This window comes from Streptomyces sp. NPDC090499 (genome assembly GCF_044769305.1).
Classification (GTDB): Bacteria; Actinomycetota; Actinomycetes; order Streptomycetales; family Streptomycetaceae; genus Streptomyces.
Genome location: NZ_JBIVXP010000005.1, coordinates 576,913 through 595,143 on the forward strand (window position 1 = coordinate 576,913; position 18,231 = coordinate 595,143).

The window sequence follows — 18,231 nt, forward strand, 5'->3', positions numbered from 1 at the left end:
GGGCTCAGAGCCTCTCGATGATCGTGGCGTTGGCCAGGCCGCCGCCCTCGCACATGGTCTGGAGGCCGTAGCGGCCGCCGGTCTCCTCAAGGTGGTTCACGAGCGTCGTCATCAGGCGCGTACCCGATCCGCCGAGAGGGTGTCCGAGCGCGATGGCGCCACCGCGCGGGTTCAGCTTCGCTGGGTCGGCGTGGAACTCGGCCGCCCACGCCATCGGAACCGGTGCGAAGGCTTCGTTGACCTCATAGGCGTCGATGTCGTCGATCGACAGGCCGGTCCGCTCCAGGATCTTGTGGGTTGCCGGGATCGGGCCGGTGAGCATGATCTCCGGGTCGGACCCGACGACCGCGACCGCGTGGATCCTGGCACGCGGGTTCAGGCCCAGTTGCGTCGCCTTCTCCTCGCTCATCAGCAGCGCCGCCGCGGCTCCGTCGGTGAGCGGGGAGGAGTTGCCTGGCGTGATCACCCAGTTGATCTCGGGGTAGTACGCGCCGAGCTGTTCGTCCCGGAAGGCGGGGGGAAGCGTGGCGAGGACTCCCGCGGTCGTCGACGGCCGCACGGTCTCGTCGACCGTGTGCGGCGAGCCATCGGGCAGCATCACCGGGATGATCTCGGCACCGAAGTCCGTGGCGGCGGCGCGGGCGTGGGAGCGGGCCGCGTACACATCCACGTCGTCACGGCCGAACTTCCAGCGGGCGGCGATCAGCTCGGCGCCGATGCCCTGGTGAGGGAGGCTCGGGAAACGCTCGGACAGCGGGCCGTGCGGATGGCTTTGCCGGGCGGCGCTGCCCAGGGGGACGCGGCTCATCGACTCGACACCGCACGCGATGGCTATGTCGTAGGCGCCGGCGATGATGCCCTGCGCCGCGAAGTGCACCGCTTGCTGGCTGGAACCGCACTGCCGGTCGATGCTGGTTCCGGGCACGCTCACCGGGAACCCGGCGGCGAGCAGCGCGGTCCGGGCGATGTTGGACGACTGGTCACCGACCTGTCCGACACATCCGGCGATGACGTCGTCGATCTGGCCGGGGTCGACCCCGGTCCGCCCGACCAGGGCCGAGAGCACATTGGCCAGCAGGGTCGCCGGGTGCACGCCGTTCAGCGCGCCTCCCGGCCTGCCACGTCCGGAGGCGGTCCGGACGATGTCGACGATGACTGCGCGACGGGCGGGGAGGCTCATGCGGGTGTGCCTTTCGCGATGGGGTGGTCGAGAACGTTCAGCCGGCCCGCGGCATCGCGGTCGAGGGAGTGGCTGATGACCATCCGCTGGATTTGGTTCGTGCCCTCGAAGATCTGCATGACCTTGGCTTCGCGCATGTAGCGCTCGACGGGGAAGTCCTTGGTGTAGCCCGCGCCACCGAGGACCTGGACCGCGTCTGTCGTGACCTTCATCGCGTTGTCGGTCGCGACCATCTTGGCGATGGAGGCCTCCCGGCCGAACGGGAGTCCGCGGTCCTTGAGGCGCGCGGCGTGGAGCGTCATGGCGCGTGCTGTCTGGACGGCGGCTTCCATATCGGCCAGCAGGAAGGCGAGGCCCTGATGGTCGATGATGCGCTGGCCAAAGGTCTCCCGCTGCTGGGCGTACACGAGCGCGTGGTCGAGGGCTCCCTGCGCCAGGCCAGTGGCGACGGCGGCGATGCCGAGTCGACCGGAATCGAGCCCGGCGAGCGCGATCCTCAGGCCGCTGCCCTCGTCGCCGAGGCGGAGCGCGGCGGGGATACGTACCTCACGCAGCAACATCGTCGCGGTGGTCGAGCCTGTCAGCCCCATCTTCTGCTCCGGGACATCCGCCTCCAGGCCCGGTGTATCGGCCGGGACGAGGAAGCACGTGATGCCGTTGCGGTCGTCCGACGTCCGGGCCATCACCGTGTAGAAATCGGCCTCGCCGCCGTGCGTCGTCCACGCCTTCGTACCGTTCAGCACGTAATGGTCGTCGTCTCGGCGCGCCGTGGATCGCATCGCGGCCGGGTCCGAGCCGGCGTGTGGTTCCGAGAGACAGTAGGCGCCGAGCAGGTCGCCGCCGAGCATGTCGGGGAGGAACCGCGCCCGCTGTTCGTCCGTGCCGAAGGCGGCGAGCGCGAAGCACGACAGGGCGTGGACGCTGACGCCCACGCCGACCGAGCTCCAGACCGACGCGATCTCTTCCAGGACCTGCAGGTAGACCTCGTACGGCTGGCCACCGCCGCCGTCGTCCTCGGAATAGGGGAGTCCGAGGAGCCCGAGCCGGCCCAATTCCCGAAACACGTCACGGGGAAACGTGGCAGAGGCCTCGGCGGTTTTCACTCGAGGCCGCAGCCGCTGGTCGGCGAACCGGCGGACGACGCCGACGAGTTCCTTGGCTTCGTCGCTGGGCAGGAGGCGGGTGGCGGGCAAGGCTATCTCCTGGAGGGGGGTTGCAGGGAACATGCGGGATGGGGTGCGAGAATCCGGGTGACTGCCACAGACAGCGGGTCGCGGTCGCTGACGCCAGCGAGGGCGCCGGGGGTGCGTCGCGGTCGCGTACCGGGGCGTCTCCCCGAGGGATCGGACCGTATGGGTCAGTCGAACTCGGGGTGTCGGCGCTCGCGGAATGCCTCCGTACCTTCCAGGAAGTCCGCCGAGGTCAGGAGACGGAGTTGTCCTGCGCGTTCTCGGGAGAAGGCCGAGTCGAGGCCGGCCAGGGTAGCGGCGTTGATGGCGCTCTTTGTCCGCGCGATGGCCTCGACCGGGCCACGGACGACTTGGGCGACCACTCTGCTCGCTTCCTCGTCGAAGTTCGGGCCAGGCACGAAGTGGGTGACAAGACCGGCTTGCGCGGCCTCGGCAGCGCTGAGCGGCGCGGCCAGCAGGGCCATGCGCATGGCCTTGGCGCGTCCGATCGATGCGGCCACGATCTCGGTGGCGCCACCGTCCGGCATGAGTCCGATCTTGGTGAACACCAGGTTGAAATAGGCGTCCTCGCCGCAGACCGTGAGATCCGCTGCGAGCGCTATGGAGACCGCGACGCCCACCACGGGCCCTCGAAGGAGCGCCACGACCGGCTTCGGTGACGCGAGGATGGCGCGGACGACGTCGTTGGCGGCGTCGATGGTCGCCTCGGCTTCTGATGGACTGCCGGCAAGGGTCTCGGCCAGGCCCAGGTCGAGACCGGCACAGAACGCCGTACCGTCGTGGTCGAGGACGATGAGTCTGACCGATGCGTCGTCCTGGGCCGCCCGGACAGACCTCGAGAACGCGACCATCTCCTCCCGGGTCAGGGCGTTGTACTGCTCGGGGCGATCGAGGGTCAGGGTGAGGACCCCGTCACTGACGCTTTTCCGCATGAGGTTCCTCTGATGTCGTCTCGGTCAGGAGCGAAGACGGGCCGGCGCGGCCGGACCACACGGGGGTCGCGAGGGCGTTGTCGTACTCGCGGCGGAGCTGCGCGACGAGGTCGGCCGCCGACTGCCTGCGGCCGATCGCGCCGATGCCCTGGCCCGAACCCCAGATGTCGCGCCATGCCTTGGCTTTGCCTGTCGGCGGGTCCCCGTCGGAGCCGAAGGACATGGCCGTGGGATCGGAGACGGTGAGGTCGTCGGGGTCCATGCCCGCGGCCTGGATGCTGCCTCGCAGGTAGTTGCCGTGTACGCCGGTGAACAGGTTGCTGTACACGATGTCGGCGGCCGTGCTGTCCACGACCATCTGCTTGTAGGCGTCGACGACATCGGCTTCGTGGGTCGAGAGGAAGGCACTGCCGATGTAGGCGAGGTCGGCGCCCGCGATTTGCGCGGCGAGGATCGACCGGCCGTGGGCGATCGCGCCCGAGAGCAGCAGCGGGCCGTCGAACCAGGACCGGATCTCTCGCAGGAGGGCAAACGGTGATGTCGTACCGGCATGCCCGCCGGCGCCCGCCGCGACGGCGATGAGGCCGTCCGCGCCCTTCTCGATGGCCTTGTGGGCGTGGCGGTCATTGATGACGTCGTGCAGGACGATGCCACCGTAGGAATGGATGGCGTCGTTGACGTCCGGCTGGGCGCCGAGGGAGGTGATGACGATCGGGACGCGGTGGTCGACGCACGTCTGAACGTCCCTGTCGAGCCGATTGTTGGACCTGTGGACGATCTGGTTGACGGCGAACGGCCCTACCGGAGCTTCGGCGGTGGCTGTGGCCAGCTCCTCGGTGATGCGCGCGAGCCAGTCCGACAGCTGGCCGGCGGGCCGGGCATTGAGGGCCGGGAACGAGCCGATGATGCCGGCCCGGCACTGTGCCAGGACGAGGTCGGGCCCCGATGCGATGAACATCGGGGACGCGACGACGGGCAAGGTCAGCGGCCCGCGCAGGACCTCGGGCAGGTCGCGGGTCATCGGGGGGCCATCCGGACGGCGCCGTCGAGACGGATGGTCTCGCCGTTGAGCATCGGGTTGGCGACGACGGCGGCCACGAGGTCGGCGTACTCCCCGGGTTTGCCCAGCCGATTCGGGTGGGGAACCTGCTTGCCGAGAGAGTCGCGGGCCTGCTGTGGGAGGGAGGCGAGCAGGGGGGTCTCGAACAGGCCTGGGGCGACGGTGACGACGCGGATGCTCAGCGAGGCAAGGTCACGGGCGATCGGCAGGGTCATTCCGACGACGCCGCCCTTCGACGCGGAGTAGGCCGCTTGCCCGATCTGGCCGTCGAACGCCGCGACGGAGGCGGTGTTGACGATGACGCCCCGCTCCTCGCCGTGCACCTGGTTGCCGGCCATGGCGGCGGCCGCGAGACGGATTACGTTGAAGCTGCCGACGAGGTTGACCGACACGGCCTTGGCGAAGATGTCGAGGGGGTGGGCGCCGTCGCGGCCGACGGTCCTGACGGCAGGTGCGATGCCGGCGCAGTTGACGGCCACGGCCAGGTCGCCGCGCTGGTTGGCGAGCGCGACGGCAGCCGTGACGGCCGCCTCGTCGGTGACGTCGCCGCCGATGAACTCGACCTGGTCGCCGAGAGCGGTGAGGGCGTCGGTGTCGGCGTGGGGCAGGTCCAACGCGATGACGCGTGCGCCCTCGTCGGCGAGGCGGGCGACGGTGGCCAGGCCGAGGCCGGACGCGCCGCCCGTGACGAGGGCGGACTTGTGGTTGATATGCACGGCGGTCCTATCGGGCTTGGCTCGGGAACATGGGGGTACTGGGCAGCACACTCTTGGGGCGGGCAGGCCGCTGGCGTCGGGGTGTGCATCGTGCGGCCCTGTCGATGCGGCGGCTCCGTTTCGTCACCGACTCGCGAGACGTCCTGCGCTCAGCCCGTGGTGGGCGGTCGGGTTTGGCCGGAGCGCGTCACGAGCCACGCGCGGGCCGAGGCCACTTCGACGCGGTCGCCGTCCCCGACCAGTTCCGCTTCCAGGCGCCGGTACGAACTCAGAAGCGCCCTGACCGCCCCGCGGTCACCGCCGGCGATCGTGACCGCGAGTCGACGGGCGGCGGGAAGTAGGTCTTCGTGCGGAACCACCTCGGTCACGAGACCGGCACGCGACGCGTCCGACGCCGACAGGAACTCACCGGTCAGACTCATTCGCCTTGCCAGGCCGGGACCGACCAGCAGCGGCAGCAGTACCGACAGCCTCCATGCCGGCAGCATCCCAACCCTCGCGTGGGTGTCCGCGAACCGCGCTCGCTCTGAGGCGACGATGATGTCGCAGTTGACGGCGAGCTCCAGCCCCCCGGTCACGGCCGGTCCGTTCACCGCGGCGATGAGTGGTGTACGAAGAGGAGCACCCCACGGAGCCTGAGACACCGGACCGTCGCCGATCCCGCCGAACAGCCCGCCGGAGGATGTGACGTGATTCAGGTCAAGGCCTGCGCAGAAGGCGGGATCGGCACCGGTGAGCACGATCGCGTCCACGTCCTCGGCCGCGTCCAGTTCGCGAAGGGCGTCGGTCAGCTCCCGCAACATGGCCGGGTTGATGGCGTTGCGGGCCTGCGGCCGGTTCAGCGTGACCACGGCGGTGCCGTCGTCGTGGCGTTCGGCGAGGACTGACGGGTACACGGGATCTCCTTTCAGGGGGCCTTGCGGGCGGCATCGAGTTGTCCGGCTCCGACCCAGGGTCGGTGGTGGCGAGACGCGTGGGGAACGGTCGCGGCGTGGCGGACGAGGGCTGCGCCGCGACCGTCGGGGTGGGGCGGCCAGCGGCGCCGCTCGGCGGCGTCGTGAAGCGACCTTCCCGGTCGACCACCGGTGCGCGCTGTCTCAGCGGGTCCGGCAGATCGTCCTCGCGGACGCTCCGGAGGCGGTCAGCTCGGCCACCTGGTCCGCGCGGCCCTCGCGGACGACCCGCTGGTTGATGTAACTCTTGTCGGTGATCTCCCCGGCATCCAGTGCCGGCGGGACCACCTGGACGAGGAGGCGTTCGACCCGGTGTGAGGAGCCGCCGCCCTCCGCCGCGAGCCGCGCCAGCGCGTTGGCCAAGTCCTGGCGAAGGCTGTCCTCGGGCATGCCGGTTTCATCCACGCGGTGGGCGTGGTCGGGGTGCAGCCACACCAGCGCGGACACGAAGTCGGTGTCGTGTCCGCAGATCACCGCGTCCTGGAGAATTCCGGAGCACGCGGACAAGAGCTTCGGCCGCAGGGTTCCGACGGTGACGAACGTCCCGGTGGAGAGCTTGAAGTTCTCGGCGATCCTGCCGCCGTAGAGCAGGCCCTTGTTCGGATCGCTCGGGTCCACCGGTGAGCAGAGGTCACCGCTCCTGAGGAAGCCCTCCTCATCGAAGCATTCGGCCACTAGGTCCGGTCGGTTGTAGTAACCCTTCGTCACGTTGGGGCCGCGGACGAGCAACTCGTACTTGGACCCGGAAGGGACCAGCTTGAGTTCCATGCCGGGCACGGGCACGCCGATGCAGTCGCTGCGTGTGATCGGGAAGTGGGCGGACGTGGCGACCGGCGCCGTCTCGGTCATTCCCCAGGCGGTCGTCAGGCCGGCCGACGAACCGTACTGGGCCGCGAGCGCCTCGTACCGCTCCCAGAGCTGCTGGGGAAGCGCCGCGGATCCGAAGAACGCGATGCGCAGCTGGGCGAAGAACAGCCGTGCGGCGTCGGGATGGCGCTCCAGGTACGGCAGCAGCACTGCGTAACCCGCCGGCACGTTGAAGTGGAGGGTCGGTTGGACCGTGGCAAGGTTCTCGATCGTCCGACCGATCAGCTCCGCGGTGGGGCGTCCGTCGTCGATCCACATGCTGCCGCCGTTGACGAGCACGTTGTTGATGTTGAGGTTGCCGCCGAACGTGTGACACCAGGGCAGCCAGTCGAGCAGTACCGGGGGCTCGTCGGCGAGGAATGGCCAGGTCTGGCGAAGCTGCTGCTGGTTGGCCGCGAGCATCTCGTGCGTGTTGACGACGCCCTTGGGGCGACCGGTCGACCCGGAAGTGAAAATGATCTTCGCGACGGTCTGTCCGTCGACCGCCGCGGCAGCCGTGTCGACGGCTGCCGTGGCATCGCGTTCGAGCGCCTCGACCGGGGTCGTGACGCCAGAGGTGTCGGGCGTCGCGGTCACCAGCACCCGCTGCTCTCCTATGGCCCGCAGCGCGTCGAGGTAGGTGTTGTCCTCCGCGAAGACCGCGGCGGGGTCACACACCTCCAGGATGTGACGAAGCTTGGAGTAGTCGGTGCTCTGCAGGGAATACGCGGGGCTCACCGGCACGATGGGGCTGCCCACCGTGTATGCGGCGAGTGCCATCAGAAGATACGAGACGCTGTTGTGGGAGAGGAACAGCACAGGGCGCCCCGCGACGTCCCTGTCGATGAGCCCCTGGGCGATCCGATCGACCCGCGCGCGGGCCTGCCCCCAGCTGCACGTCGACCAGTCATCGCTGACACGCTCGGCCACGAGGACACGGTCGGGATGCCGGACACTCCCCTCGCGGAAGGAGTGCAGAACGCTTGAGGGGAAGGAGCCGAGCGGAGTCTTCGAGGAGAGCAGCACGGTCCCGTCGGGACGTTGGTCTGCGGTGATGGCGGGCGGAGAGAAGATCTGAAGGGCCACGGCGAGTCCTGTGGGTGGATGCGAGGCATGCGGTCGGCGGAGGCCGACGCCTGGAATTGACGCAGTGAGGGCGAGAGCCCTGCTGTCGGTGGAGCTTCTCCGGTGTCGTGAGGCGCGGCCACCGGCCGATTGACGCGCATCTGTGCCATGCGGTTTACCTCGGCCGGTAGCCGCGGACTGCGTGGGAGGTCATCCCCCCGAGCAGGTTCGGCAGGCTACCGAGTTGCCGAGATCATGGTTGCGACGAAGGTCACGGGGCCGTCCGTGCGGTTGCTCCAGGCGTGCTTGGTTCCGCGCTGGATCAGGGTGTCACCCGCCTTCAGGAGGGTCTCCTTGCCCTCCAGCACCGCCCAGATCTCTCCGCTGACCATGGTGATGAAGTCGATGGTGTCGGTCTCGTGCAGACCGTCGATCTCGTCCTCGCTGTCCAGGGAGTCGCTGCCGATGGCGGCCATGGCCTCCTTGTAGCCCTCGCTCCCCTGCCACTCGCTGTCCGGGGGGAAGGTCACCATACGGATCGTGAGGGCACCGGGCTCCGGCTGGAGGACGACCTCGTCGGTCAGGGCGTTCTCCACCGTGACGGCGGACGGCACCGAATCGAGCTTGAAGACGTCGACGCAGGTGAAGGTGGGGGTGACGGCTCGGGTCCGGCTGTTTTCGTCGGACGCGATGGTCGAGCGACCACCGGCGTCAAGTCCGGTGACGATTCGTCGAGCCTGGTAGTCAGCGACGCTGCTGCTCATGGCTGGTCCTTCCGTAGGTACGTATCCGGGGATTCAGTGTGTGGAGCTCTCAGGCCCGCGGACGGGGCCGTGTCGTGATCTGGATCTTTGACGTCCGTGGGTCGACATGCCAGGACGTTCCGTGCGTCCTGCCGGGACCTGACTTCAGTGACGCAAGTCCGTGTGCTGCTTGGGCGGCTCGCAGCAGGGCGTCCATGGCGACCTGCGACCGCTGAGGCGGCCGCGCTCGTGACGAGGATGTTAATGAGTATGGACATCATGCGTCAATGGGGATGGCTAGAGCTTTATAATGTCCGTATTACTCATAAATGTGCATCATGCTGAGCCTAGACCGTTCGGCTTGCATAGTTATTGCTGAAGGACATATGGCTGGCGAGTCCTTCTCCGTAGATCTGCACCCTTCGATGATCACGGTCCAGAAGGGGAAGGGCTCCGCAGGTTCGCCGCGTGGGTATCCCAGTGCCGGCTGCTATCCGGAGTGCGACGGTCGCAGGGGCGAGCTCGACTCAGGCGAGCTGACCTCCAGTGAGCTGTGCAGCGTCACTTTGTCTGACTCGCGTGTGGGCGAGGTGTTAAACGCCCGCTCATCGCTCCGTGTCCAGTTGACGGCCGCCGTGGTCACAGTAGGCACCAAGATCTCGACGGCTCCGAGGCCGACGCACCGCCCGGTGTCCTCCGGACCGAGCCCCGCACCACCAGCATTGGGCACCCCGGCTTCGGTCGAACAGAAGGTCATCCGCCTACCCTGCGACACCGAATCGGCCCTGTCCGGCCGGCCGCTGGACGTGGCATCGCCGCCTCCACCGCCCGCTGCACCTGCGCTGTCACCGCCTACCCCATCCACCGATCGGGCCACCAGCGAACCGGTCCGCCGCTACGAGCGCGCCAGCCCGGCGAACTGGTCCACATCGACGTCAAGAAGCTCGGCCGCACCCTGATGGCGGCCACAAGGTGCTGGGCCGTGCGACCGGAAGCCCGGGTAACGACGGCTGCAAAGGCGCCGGATACGCCTACCTGCACACCGACCTGGACGACCACTCCGGCCTGGCCTACACCGAATACCCGCCAGGCGAGACCCCCGAGCTGAGCAGGCTTCCTTGCCTGTGCCACCGCCTGGTTCGCCGAACGCGGCATCACCATCGAACGGGTCCCGACCGACCATGCCTGGGCCTACACCACGAACATCTGGCGCCAGACCCGCACGCCTCCACGAGTTCGCCTCCGGGTACTTCAGCAGGAAGTCCGAGGCGCTGGCCCATAGCGCTCCGTAGACGTATTTGTGGGGGTCGAAAGAGGTCAGGACGAGCACGTCGGCCAGGTCCTCGGCGACGACCTGTGGCGTCGCCAATACCCATCAGCACCACGTCAGGGCTCGGATCACCGTCGGCTGGTAGGTGAACTCGTTGTCCGGTACGGCCATTTCGTGCTTCGTGGGCCATCCGTGTCCACGTCGCCGAGGATCAGTCCGCCGTCCAGGCCGCCCTCGTCCTCATCCTACGCAGCGCCCCCGACATCGAGGTTGTCGACGAGACGGCGGACGGTGAGCCGGCGGTGGCCCTGGCCCGCGAACTGCGGCCCGACCTGGTCGAGTTGCTCGGCGGCGCGTTCGAGGCCGCCCGGAGGAGTCGGCACCCGAGCCAGCCGCGCGGGCTCGTCATGGTCTCCGAAGGGGCTGGTCACGATGACGGCGAGGGAACCGTTCTGCTGAGCGAGCTGTAACCCGGCCGGGGATGCGTGCTTGAGGGTGTTGGTGACGGACTCCTGGACGATGCGGTAGGCGGCGAGCTCGACGGGGTGGGGACGGCGTCGTGCGTGGCGTCGAGGGTCACATCGAGGCCGGTGGCGCGGGCGCCCTCGACCAGGGCGCCGAGTCCGCCGAAGGTGGGGGCCGGCGACCGGCTCGGTGTTGCCGCTCGAATCCGGCGGGATGCCGATGAGCTGGCGCATCTCCGCGAGCCCTGTTCCCGCGGATGACGGACAGGGCGTCCGGGGAGGATTTCGGGGCTGTCGACGGAGAGGGCGGCCGTGGAGTGGATGGCGATCGCGGAGAGGTGGTTGGTGACCATGTCGTGCAACTCGCCTGCCATGCGGGCGCGTTCGGAGGTGATGGCCTGGGTGCGGTCCATCTCGGCCAGCATCGCGGTTTGTTCGGCGCGCAACTGGGCCCGCCTCTGCGGCGTCGCGGTGGTTGCGGACGATCAGACCGGTGGCGGGGGGCGCGAAGGCGGCGAGGCCCGTAGTCACGCCGATCAGCAACGCTTGGGGCTCGCGCCACAGCGCGAACGGCACCACGGCCCTGGCCACAGAGAGCAGTCCGGTGACCGGGGGATGCGGCGAGCCTGCGTGGGCGGGCCGTACACGACGGCCGCGTACATGAGGTCGGTGACCAGGTTGCCCTGGGTGACGGTGTCCAGAACGATGGCGGCCGTGCCGGTGAGCAGGGTCGCGCGCAGGGCCCTCCGGCGCAACAGCTCGCAGCCGGCCATGACGAGAAGCGGCAGCAGCATCGCCCAGCGTCCGGGCAGGAGCACGTACTCCTCGGTGGCCGGACGCGTGGCCAGGCCGACGGCCCACAGCAGCAGTCCGCAGAGCAGGCTGCCGAGCGCGACGCGGATGTCGAACCCAAGTGGGTGGGGGAGTCGAGCGGCCATGAAACCATCCAATACGGCCGTCCCGCCCTGCGCCTGATCCTCGCGAAGGGGCTTTGAGGCGCTCGCCGGGCTGATCGACGAGGTGGCGTTCGCGGCGGTTCGCCCATGCCGACAAGGGCGGGGCTGGGGACCCCTTTCCTGGAGCCTGCCCCACCCGCGCGGTTGTCATGGCACTCAGGCCACCTTGATCGGCAGCGACGTCAGGGCTCGGATCACCGTCGGCTGGTAGGTGAACTCGTTGTCCGGTACGGCCACCGAGTAGTCCGGGTGCCGTCGCAGCAGTGTGGTGATGGCGATGTCCGTCTCTGCCCTGGCGAGCGGGGCGCCCAGGCAGAAGTGGATGCCCTGGCCGAAGTCGACGTGCGGCCGGGCTCGCGGGTGATGTCGAGCTCGTCAGGGTTCTCGAACTGGGCGGGGTCGTAGTTGGCAGAGCCGAGCAGCATGGTGACCGTGCTGCCCTCTGGGATCAGGGTCCCGCCGATCTCGACGTCCTCGGTGGCGATGCGGAAGGTGGACCGCTGCACCGAACCCTTGTACCGCAGGAACTCCTCGACCGCTGATTCGATCAGAGAGGGGTCGTCCAGGAGGAGGCGGCGCTGGTCCTGGTGGCGCCAGAGGCCGAGTGCCATCGCCCCCATGAGACCCACGGTCGTCTCGTGGCCCGCGACCAGCAGGAGGAACGCCATGCCGACGAGTTCCTCGTCGCTCAGGCCGTCGTCCGCGTCCCGCGAGATGATCATCGCTGAGAGGATGTCGGGAGCGGTCCGCGGGTTGGTCTCGCCGGCCAGGGCGGCGCGCTTGGCGGCGATGTGCTCGCCGAGGAACTCCTGCAGCTTGCGGCCGCCCTCCCGGGTCGCTTCCGGATCCGTCTGGTTCGGCGTAGTGGCCGCCACCGACCAGGTGCGGAACTCGTTCCGGCGCTCGGAGGGCACACCGAGCAGCTCGCAGATGACGGTGATGCTCAGCGGGTAGGCACTCCAAGCCGGTGACGTGCAGTGGGCGATCGACCAGCAGCCGTACCTGCAGGGCTACCAGGCCATCGACTCGCTATGGCTGTACAACACCAACCGCAACATCCTCGGCGGCGGACGTTCGGTGCTCACTGGTCCCGCGTTCATCGACAAGTCCAACCTCGACAAGGTCGCCGAGCACGCCGAGAAGGGCACCCGCTAGCAGTGGCTCCGCATGGGCCGGGGCCGACGGCGACCCCGGCGCTGAGGCGGGTGCAGCCCATTTCGTGCTTCGTGGGCCCCACGCTGAGCGATCATATGGGCGAGTCCGCGGTGCTCATATGCCGACGACGTGGAATCACTTCTGAGCGGCCAGGTATTCGTTGATCTTCTCCCGCATGAAGACGGAAGACTCCTTTGCCTTCTCCTCCCAGGCGAAGACGCAGGCAGTGAGGGTGCCGTCGAAGCCGTGGGCGCGCAGCTCGCGGAAGAGCTCGTCGAAGTCGACCTCGCCCTCGCCCATGTTCAGGTGCTGGTGGACCCGTGCCGGGGTGCCGGGCGGGTTGAGGATGTACCTCAGGCCGGACGAGGCGGTGTGGTCGTAGGCGTCCGCGAGGTGGACGTGAGTGAGGAGATCGCCCGCGTGCTTGATGATGCCGGGGGCGTCGTTGCCGATGTGGAAGGTGTGCGGGGCGCAGTAGAGGAAGGTGACGTTGGGGTGGTTGATGCCCCGGATCAAATTGATCGCGTCGTAGCCGTTCTCGATGAAGTCGTCCGGGTGGGGTTCCAGGGCGAGCTTGATGCCCTCGCGCTCGAAGACCGGGAGCAGCTCGTCCAGCGACTTCCAGAACTGGGCCTCGCTGCGGTCTGCATCCTCGGGGCGGCCGTTGAACTCGGAGATCATGCTGTCGACGCCGAGGTCCGCGCAGATCTGGATGGACCGCTTCCAGTAGCGTACGGCGGCCTGGCGGGCGTCCTCGTCCGGGCCGGACCAGCGGAACAGCGGCAGCAGCGAGGAAATGCCGACACCCGCCGAGTCCAGGGCCTTGCGGAACTTCCGTACGGTGGCGTCGTCGACGCGCGGGTGCCGGAAGAAGGGGATGAAGTCCTCACGTGGGGAGAGTTCGATCCACTCGTAGCCCAACTCGGCCACCACGGCCGGGAGTTCCAGCAGCGGCACGTTGCGGATCATGTACGGGTCGAGGGCGATCTTCACGGTGGTGCTCCTTGGCGTCATCGGCTCTGGCAGTGCGAGGACCGCCGGAGCCGCTTCCCATTCCCCCGGTGGGTGTATGGGCTGTCGGGTGCGCTGCGCGGCGAAGCCGGCGATGGTGTCGGTGGTTCATTTGTGGGGTGAGACCGGTCAGGTCACCACGGGCTCGGCGCCGCCGATGCCGTAGCTGCCGCTGTGGTCTTGGCGCTCCCTTCTGCGTTGAGGTGCCGAGCGCGTTGCTCAACAGGACGTGGTGTACCGCTGGAGGCGCTGGTGCCGCCGTCGACAGGGATCACGGCCCCCGTGATGTATCCGGCGTCGGGGCTGGCCAGGAAAAGCAGGGCACGCGCGATGTCCTCGGGCTGGGCGACCCGGTCAAGGGCGAGGCGATCCAGAAGCCGGCTGGAGAACACAGGGTCATCGAGCCGCTCCTGAGTGAGCCGTGACACGGTGAAGGCCGGTGCGATGGCATTCACCCGTACACCGTCGGCACCGAGGTCGAGGGCGAGGCTCTGCACCAACGCGTTGACCGCCGCCTTGGTGGCGTTGTAGGCGAACTGGCCCCAATCGCCGCGCAGGCCGGCGATGGAGGAGATCGCCACGAAGTTGCCGTGGGTGGCACGCAGCAGCGGAACAGCCAGGCGTGCGAGATAGATGACGGCATCGAGGTTCACCGATCGCAGGCGCTCCCAGGCGGCGTCGTCGAATGCGTCGATGCGGCTGGGCTCGCTGGTGCCGGCGTTGGCGACGACGACATCGAGGCGGCCGAAGCGCTGGACGACCGCAGCCACCGCGCCCGCCAGAGCGTGGGGGTCCGTCACATCGGCGACGAGCACCTGCAGGCGCTCCGCGTCGAAGCCTGCCACGGCCTCCTGCAGTGGCTCCGGATGGCGGCCGAGGACCGCCACGCTCGCTCCCTGCTCGAGGAACGCACGCGCGGTCGCCCGGCCGATGCCGGTGCCGGCTCCCGTGATGAGGACGACTCGGCCCTGGTAGGGGTAGCTGGCCCAGGCGATCATGATCGCAATGACTCCTGCAGCGCGGCGTCGGCGGCCTTGAGGACTTCGGCGGCTACGGCGACGCCCTCGACGGGTCCGAGTTCGGTGTCCTCGTGCTCGATGTTGACCAGCATGTCCGGGTCGACCTCGTGGAGGGCGCGCAGGAACTCGGTCCAGTAGGCGACGTCGTGGCCCTTGCCGAGGGCGACGAAGTCCCAGGCGGAATTCTTGGGCCATTCGTTGGCCCATTCGTCGCCGCCGAGGTTGGTGCGCGGCTCGTCGGGGGAGAGGCGTCGGAAGCTGTTGTCGAGGACGCCGTTGAGGGCGGCGTGCTCTGGGTTGATGCGTACGTCCTTGGCGGCGGCGTGGAACACGAGGTCGCCGAGGTGGCGGATGACCGCGACCGGGTCCATCTGCTGCCAGAACAGGTGGGAGGCGTCCAGTTCGACGCCCACGTGCGTGGCGCCGGTCAGCTCGATGAGCTTGTGTACGTCGGCGGAGTTGAACACGAGGTTCTGCGGGTGCAGTTCCAGGGCGACCTTGACATCGTGGTCACGGGCGAGCCGGTCCGTCTCGCGCCAGAATTCCGCGGCGATCTTCCACTGGTGGTCCAGTACGTCCAGGGCCGCGGAGTTCCAGGCGTTGACGATCCAGTTCGGGCGGGTCGCGCCCGGCTCGCCGCCGGGCAGGCCGGACATGGTCACCAGGCGGTGCTGTCCGAGCCGCTCGGCCAGGCGGATGGAGCGGCGGACGTCTTCGGCATGCTTCTCGCCGATGGCGGGGGTGGGGTGCAGCGGGTTGCCGTTGGCGTTGAGGCCGGCGATGGAGACGCCGGTGCCCTCGAAGATTCCGAGGAAGTCGTCCCGGGCGGTGTCGCTGACGAGGATGTCGTCGAAGGTCGGCACGTGTACGGCGGGCAGGAAGCCGCCCGTGTTGATCTCGATGCCGGTCAGGCCCAGATCGGCGATGACTTTGATCGCTTCGGGCAGCGACCGGTCGTGCAGGATCGCGTTGTAGAGGCCCAGCTTCATCTTGTGTTTCCTCGGTCCTTCTTGATGGTGGGGGTAAGTGGTGCCGGTGAGCGCGGGGTGGGAGACGCGATCGGGCAGGAGCTCAGGGACGGGGTGGGGCGGTCAGCCCTTTCACTGGACGGTGACGGCCTTGCCGCCGGCGTTGGCGGAGGCGACGATCCCGTCGATGACGCGCAGGTTGTGCAGCCCGTCGGCGAGGGTGGGGCAGTGCGGCAGTCGGTCCACGCCTGCGATCTGCTCCAGGAAGGACCGGGCCTGCCAGACGAAGAACTCGTGTTGGCCGTGACCGACGCTTGGGAAGTCCATGGGCAGGCCACCGGCGATGTAGGGGTGGTCGGGGCCGATCACCACTCGCCGGTATCCGTCCACCGGGTCGGCGGCTGACGAGTCAGCGATGGTGAACTCCGCCGGACGGGAGAGTTCGAAGGTCGCAGCGCCGCCCTTCGTGAACACCTCGAAGCCCAGGGAGTTGGCCAGCCCGCGGGCGATGCGGGAGACGGAGAAGGTGCCGACGGCGCCGGAGGCGAACGTTGCGGTGAAGGTGGCGATGTCGTCGTTCTCGACCGGCGCGCGCTCCTGGCCGACCGCCACGTCGGCCGAGTGCCCCACTGCGGTGCCCAGCGGGACTGGCCGCTGGCCCACCTGGGTGGACAGGACCGCGCCCTGCACGCTCTGCACCGGCCCGCAGAAGTACTCGCCGAGATCGATGAGGTGGCTGCCGATGTCCGACAGCGCACCCGAGCCTGGTCCGCCCTTGTAGCGCCAGCTGATGGGTGCGTCGGGGTTGTGCCCATAGTCGCACCAGTAGTGCCCGTTGAAGTGCTGGACGGGCCCCAGCGAGCCTTCCCGTACCTGCTGCCGGATCGCGTTGATCGCGGGGGAGCGGCGGAAGGTGAATCCGGTCGCAGCCACCAGACCGGTACCCTCGGCGGCCTTGACCATGGCCTCAGCGTCGGCCACGGTCGGTGCGAGCGGCTTCTCGCACAGCACGTGCTTGCCGGCCGCCAGCAGCGCTTCGACGATCTCGCGGTGCAGGTGGTTGGCGACCACGACGCTGACCGCGTCGATGTCGTCGGCCTCGGCGATCGCCCGCCAGTCGGTCTCGGCCCGCTCGTAGCCGTAGCGGCGAGCGGCGTCGAGGGCGAAGGGTTCGTGGGCGTCGGCGACAGCGACCAGGCGTACCTCGGGCAGTCCGGCGCCGTAGAGAGTCGCGGCCTGCCGGTAGCCGTTGAGGTGGGCTCGGCCCGCCATGCCGGCTCCGATGACCGCCACCCCGATCGGCCTCGTGATCATGGTGTTCCTCTCCGGCGCGTCGCTGCGCCGTGCCTGGGGGACGTGTGGCCGAACGTCATGGGTCAGGTTCCGTCCCGAGATCGCCGGCTGAGTAAATTAAAGCGCTTTAAGTGCTGGTACTATCTGTGGCGTCACGGACAGATGTCAAGGGTGTTGCCGAAAATCTCCGGGAGGTCGTGTGGACGAGCTCGGTTCCGTTGCCCCCGCGGGCGGCAACGGCGCGATTGCGCGGCCTCGGCTGGAGGACGTCGCCGCGCGCGTCGGCCTGTCCACGGCGTCGGTGTCGCTGGTGCTGCGCAACGTGCCCGGTCCCAGCGAGCGCACCCGGCAGCGAGTGCTGAAGGCGGCCGCCGAACTCGGCTATCGCCCCGACCGTACGGCCAGTGCCCTGGCCAGCAGGCGCAGTCGGCTGCTCGGTGTGATGATCGATGTCCACAGCGCCTTTCAGGCCGAGTTGGTCGAGCATTTGCACACGGCCGCCGAGGAGGTCGGCTACGACCTCGTCCTGAGCACCCAGACCCGCACCCGCGACGAGAACACGGCCGTTGAGACGCTGCTCGCCTTCCGTTGCGAGGCGCTGATTCTCATCGGCCCGGTGGCCCCCGTCTCCGTCCTTGCCGAGCTCGACCGCAGGGCGCCCGTGATCTCGCTGGGCCGCCGGATCACCGGGGCCGATCTTGACGTCGTGCGCAGCGCCGACGAAGCCGGTGTCGGCCAGATCGTCGACCATCTGGTGGGTCTTGGTCACCGTGTGATCGCCTACGTCGACGGCGGCAAGGGTGTCATCGCCACCGACCGCCGCCGGGGATACCGGGGCGCCATGCGCCGTCATGGGCTCGACGCGCAGATCAGGATCCTCCACGGGGACCTCACCGAGGAAGCCGGCGAGAAGGCCGGCAGGCATCTCCTTGATGAGGGCAATCTGCCGACCGCAGTCGTGACGTTCAACGACCGGAGCGCCATCGGCCTGCTCACGGCCCTCCGGGGGGCCGGGGTCGACATCCCTGGAGCCGTCTCCGTCGTCGGTTACGACGACGACACCCTCTCCCGTCTGTCCTGCTTCAACCTGACCACGGTCAGCCAGAACGCCGAGGAGCAGGCCCGGCAGGCCGTCACCGCCGTCGTCGAACGCCTCGATCAGGGGCGCACCGTGCCCCGTGAGATCGTCCTCGCTCCCTCCCTCGTCGTTCGTGGGACCACAGCACAGCCTCGCTGATCAGCTTCGAACGTCTCTACCGGGTGGCCGTGGTGTGTCTCGCCGACTGCGGGACACAGCCGTGCAGGCGTGAGATATGTGGCCGATGCAGCTTTCGTGGTAGATAACGGAATGGCGTGCATTTTGTGAGTAGGCCCTTGACACCTATCGGAAACACAAGCATGCTCTGGCCA

14 protein-coding genes and 5 pseudogenes are annotated in these 18,231 nt (G+C 68.7%); 4 read left to right on the forward strand and 15 right to left on the reverse strand.

Annotated elements, in window-relative coordinates; all coding sequences use genetic code 11:
* Window positions 1-4: 4 nt before the first annotated feature.
* From ACIQVL_RS21875 to ACIQVL_RS21910, 8 genes are all read right to left on the reverse strand, one after another.
* Entirely contained in the window at window positions 5-1,180 is a 1,176-nt protein-coding gene (locus ACIQVL_RS21875; RefSeq protein ID WP_403476122.1) for a thiolase family protein, read from the reverse strand.
* Window positions 1,177-2,373 (reverse strand): acyl-CoA dehydrogenase family protein, encoded by a 1,197-nt coding sequence (locus tag ACIQVL_RS21880; RefSeq protein WP_403476123.1) that lies wholly within the window; start codon window positions 2,371-2,373, stop codon window positions 1,177-1,179. Before ACIQVL_RS21880 ends, ACIQVL_RS21875 begins: the two co-directional genes overlap by 4 nt.
* A gap of 164 nt (window positions 2,374-2,537) precedes the next feature.
* Entirely contained in the window at window positions 2,538-3,302 is a 765-nt protein-coding gene (locus tag ACIQVL_RS21885) for an enoyl-CoA hydratase-related protein (RefSeq protein WP_403436993.1), read from the reverse strand.
* A complete protein-coding gene (locus ACIQVL_RS21890; protein ID WP_403476124.1) occupies window positions 3,283-4,323 on the reverse strand; it encodes an NAD(P)H-dependent flavin oxidoreductase in 1,041 nt (346 codons plus the stop codon). Before ACIQVL_RS21890 ends, ACIQVL_RS21885 begins: the two co-directional genes overlap by 20 nt.
* Window positions 4,320-5,078: an SDR family NAD(P)-dependent oxidoreductase gene (locus ACIQVL_RS21895; protein ID WP_403476125.1), complete on the reverse strand. Its 759-nt coding sequence runs from the start codon at window positions 5,076-5,078 to the stop codon at window positions 4,320-4,322. The genes ACIQVL_RS21890 and ACIQVL_RS21895 overlap by 4 nt, the downstream gene beginning before the upstream one ends.
* Before the next feature lie 149 nt (window positions 5,079-5,227).
* Window positions 5,228-5,974 carry an enoyl-CoA hydratase gene (locus ACIQVL_RS21900; RefSeq protein WP_403436990.1) on the reverse strand — a complete coding sequence of 249 codons (747 nt, stop codon included), beginning with the start codon at window positions 5,972-5,974 and terminating at the stop codon, window positions 5,228-5,230.
* A 201-nt stretch (window positions 5,975-6,175) separates the two neighbouring features.
* A complete protein-coding gene (locus ACIQVL_RS21905; RefSeq protein WP_403476126.1) occupies window positions 6,176-7,963 on the reverse strand; it encodes an AMP-binding protein in 1,788 nt (595 codons plus the stop codon).
* Window positions 7,964-8,178: 215 nt separating this feature from the next.
* Window positions 8,179-8,706 (reverse strand): cupin domain-containing protein, encoded by a 528-nt coding sequence (locus ACIQVL_RS21910; RefSeq protein ID WP_403476127.1) that lies wholly within the window; start codon window positions 8,704-8,706, stop codon window positions 8,179-8,181.
* Between the two features lie 687 nt (window positions 8,707-9,393).
* On the opposite strand from ACIQVL_RS21910, the pseudogene ACIQVL_RS21915 reads away from it, so the two are divergent.
* Both ACIQVL_RS21915 and ACIQVL_RS21920 read left to right on the forward strand, forming a co-directional pair.
* Window positions 9,394-9,904: pseudogene (locus ACIQVL_RS21915) on the forward strand (IS481 family transposase); the annotation flags it as partial.
* Window positions 9,905-10,143: 239 nt separating this feature from the next.
* Window positions 10,144-10,293 (forward strand): annotated as a pseudogene (locus ACIQVL_RS21920) (DNA-binding response regulator); the annotation flags it as partial.
* On the opposite strand, the pseudogene ACIQVL_RS21925 reads toward ACIQVL_RS21920, so the two are convergent.
* The 3 genes and pseudogenes from ACIQVL_RS21925 to ACIQVL_RS21935 form a co-directional block, all read right to left on the reverse strand.
* A pseudogene (locus ACIQVL_RS21925) lies at window positions 10,273-11,357 on the reverse strand (sensor histidine kinase); the annotation flags it as partial. The pseudogenes ACIQVL_RS21920 and ACIQVL_RS21925 sit on opposite strands and share 21 nt — an antisense overlap.
* A gap of 174 nt (window positions 11,358-11,531) precedes the next feature.
* A complete protein-coding gene (locus ACIQVL_RS21930; protein ID WP_403476223.1) occupies window positions 11,532-11,699 on the reverse strand; it encodes a hypothetical protein in 168 nt (55 codons plus the stop codon).
* A gap of 44 nt (window positions 11,700-11,743) precedes the next feature.
* Window positions 11,744-12,289: pseudogene (locus ACIQVL_RS21935) on the reverse strand (cytochrome P450); the annotation flags it as partial.
* A 40-nt stretch (window positions 12,290-12,329) separates the two neighbouring features.
* Here ACIQVL_RS21935 and ACIQVL_RS21940 point away from each other — a divergent pair.
* Window positions 12,330-12,530, forward strand: a pseudogene (locus ACIQVL_RS21940) (sugar ABC transporter substrate-binding protein); the annotation flags it as partial.
* 135 nt (window positions 12,531-12,665) lie between these two features.
* Here ACIQVL_RS21940 and ACIQVL_RS21945 read toward each other — a convergent pair.
* From ACIQVL_RS21945 to ACIQVL_RS21960, 4 genes are all read right to left on the reverse strand, one after another.
* A complete protein-coding gene (locus ACIQVL_RS21945) occupies window positions 12,666-13,523 on the reverse strand; it encodes a sugar phosphate isomerase/epimerase family protein (protein WP_403436987.1) in 858 nt (285 codons plus the stop codon).
* Between the two features lie 152 nt (window positions 13,524-13,675).
* Entirely contained in the window at window positions 13,676-14,539 is an 864-nt protein-coding gene (locus ACIQVL_RS21950; RefSeq protein ID WP_403476128.1) for an SDR family NAD(P)-dependent oxidoreductase, read from the reverse strand.
* Window positions 14,536-15,549: a sugar phosphate isomerase/epimerase family protein gene (locus ACIQVL_RS21955; protein ID WP_403436985.1), complete on the reverse strand. Its 1,014-nt coding sequence runs from the start codon at window positions 15,547-15,549 to the stop codon at window positions 14,536-14,538. Before ACIQVL_RS21955 ends, ACIQVL_RS21950 begins: the two co-directional genes overlap by 4 nt.
* A gap of 111 nt (window positions 15,550-15,660) precedes the next feature.
* On the reverse strand, window positions 15,661-16,842 hold the full coding sequence (locus ACIQVL_RS21960) for a Gfo/Idh/MocA family protein (RefSeq protein WP_403436983.1): 1,182 nt from the start codon (window positions 16,840-16,842) through the stop codon (window positions 15,661-15,663).
* A 178-nt stretch (window positions 16,843-17,020) separates the two neighbouring features.
* On the opposite strand from ACIQVL_RS21960, the gene ACIQVL_RS21965 reads away from it, so the two are divergent.
* The gene (locus ACIQVL_RS21965) at window positions 17,021-18,058 is read left to right on the forward strand and encodes a LacI family DNA-binding transcriptional regulator (protein WP_403436982.1); all 1,038 of its coding nucleotides are present in this window, start codon (window positions 17,021-17,023) and stop codon (window positions 18,056-18,058) included.
* The last annotated feature ends 173 nt before the right edge of the window (window positions 18,059-18,231 follow it).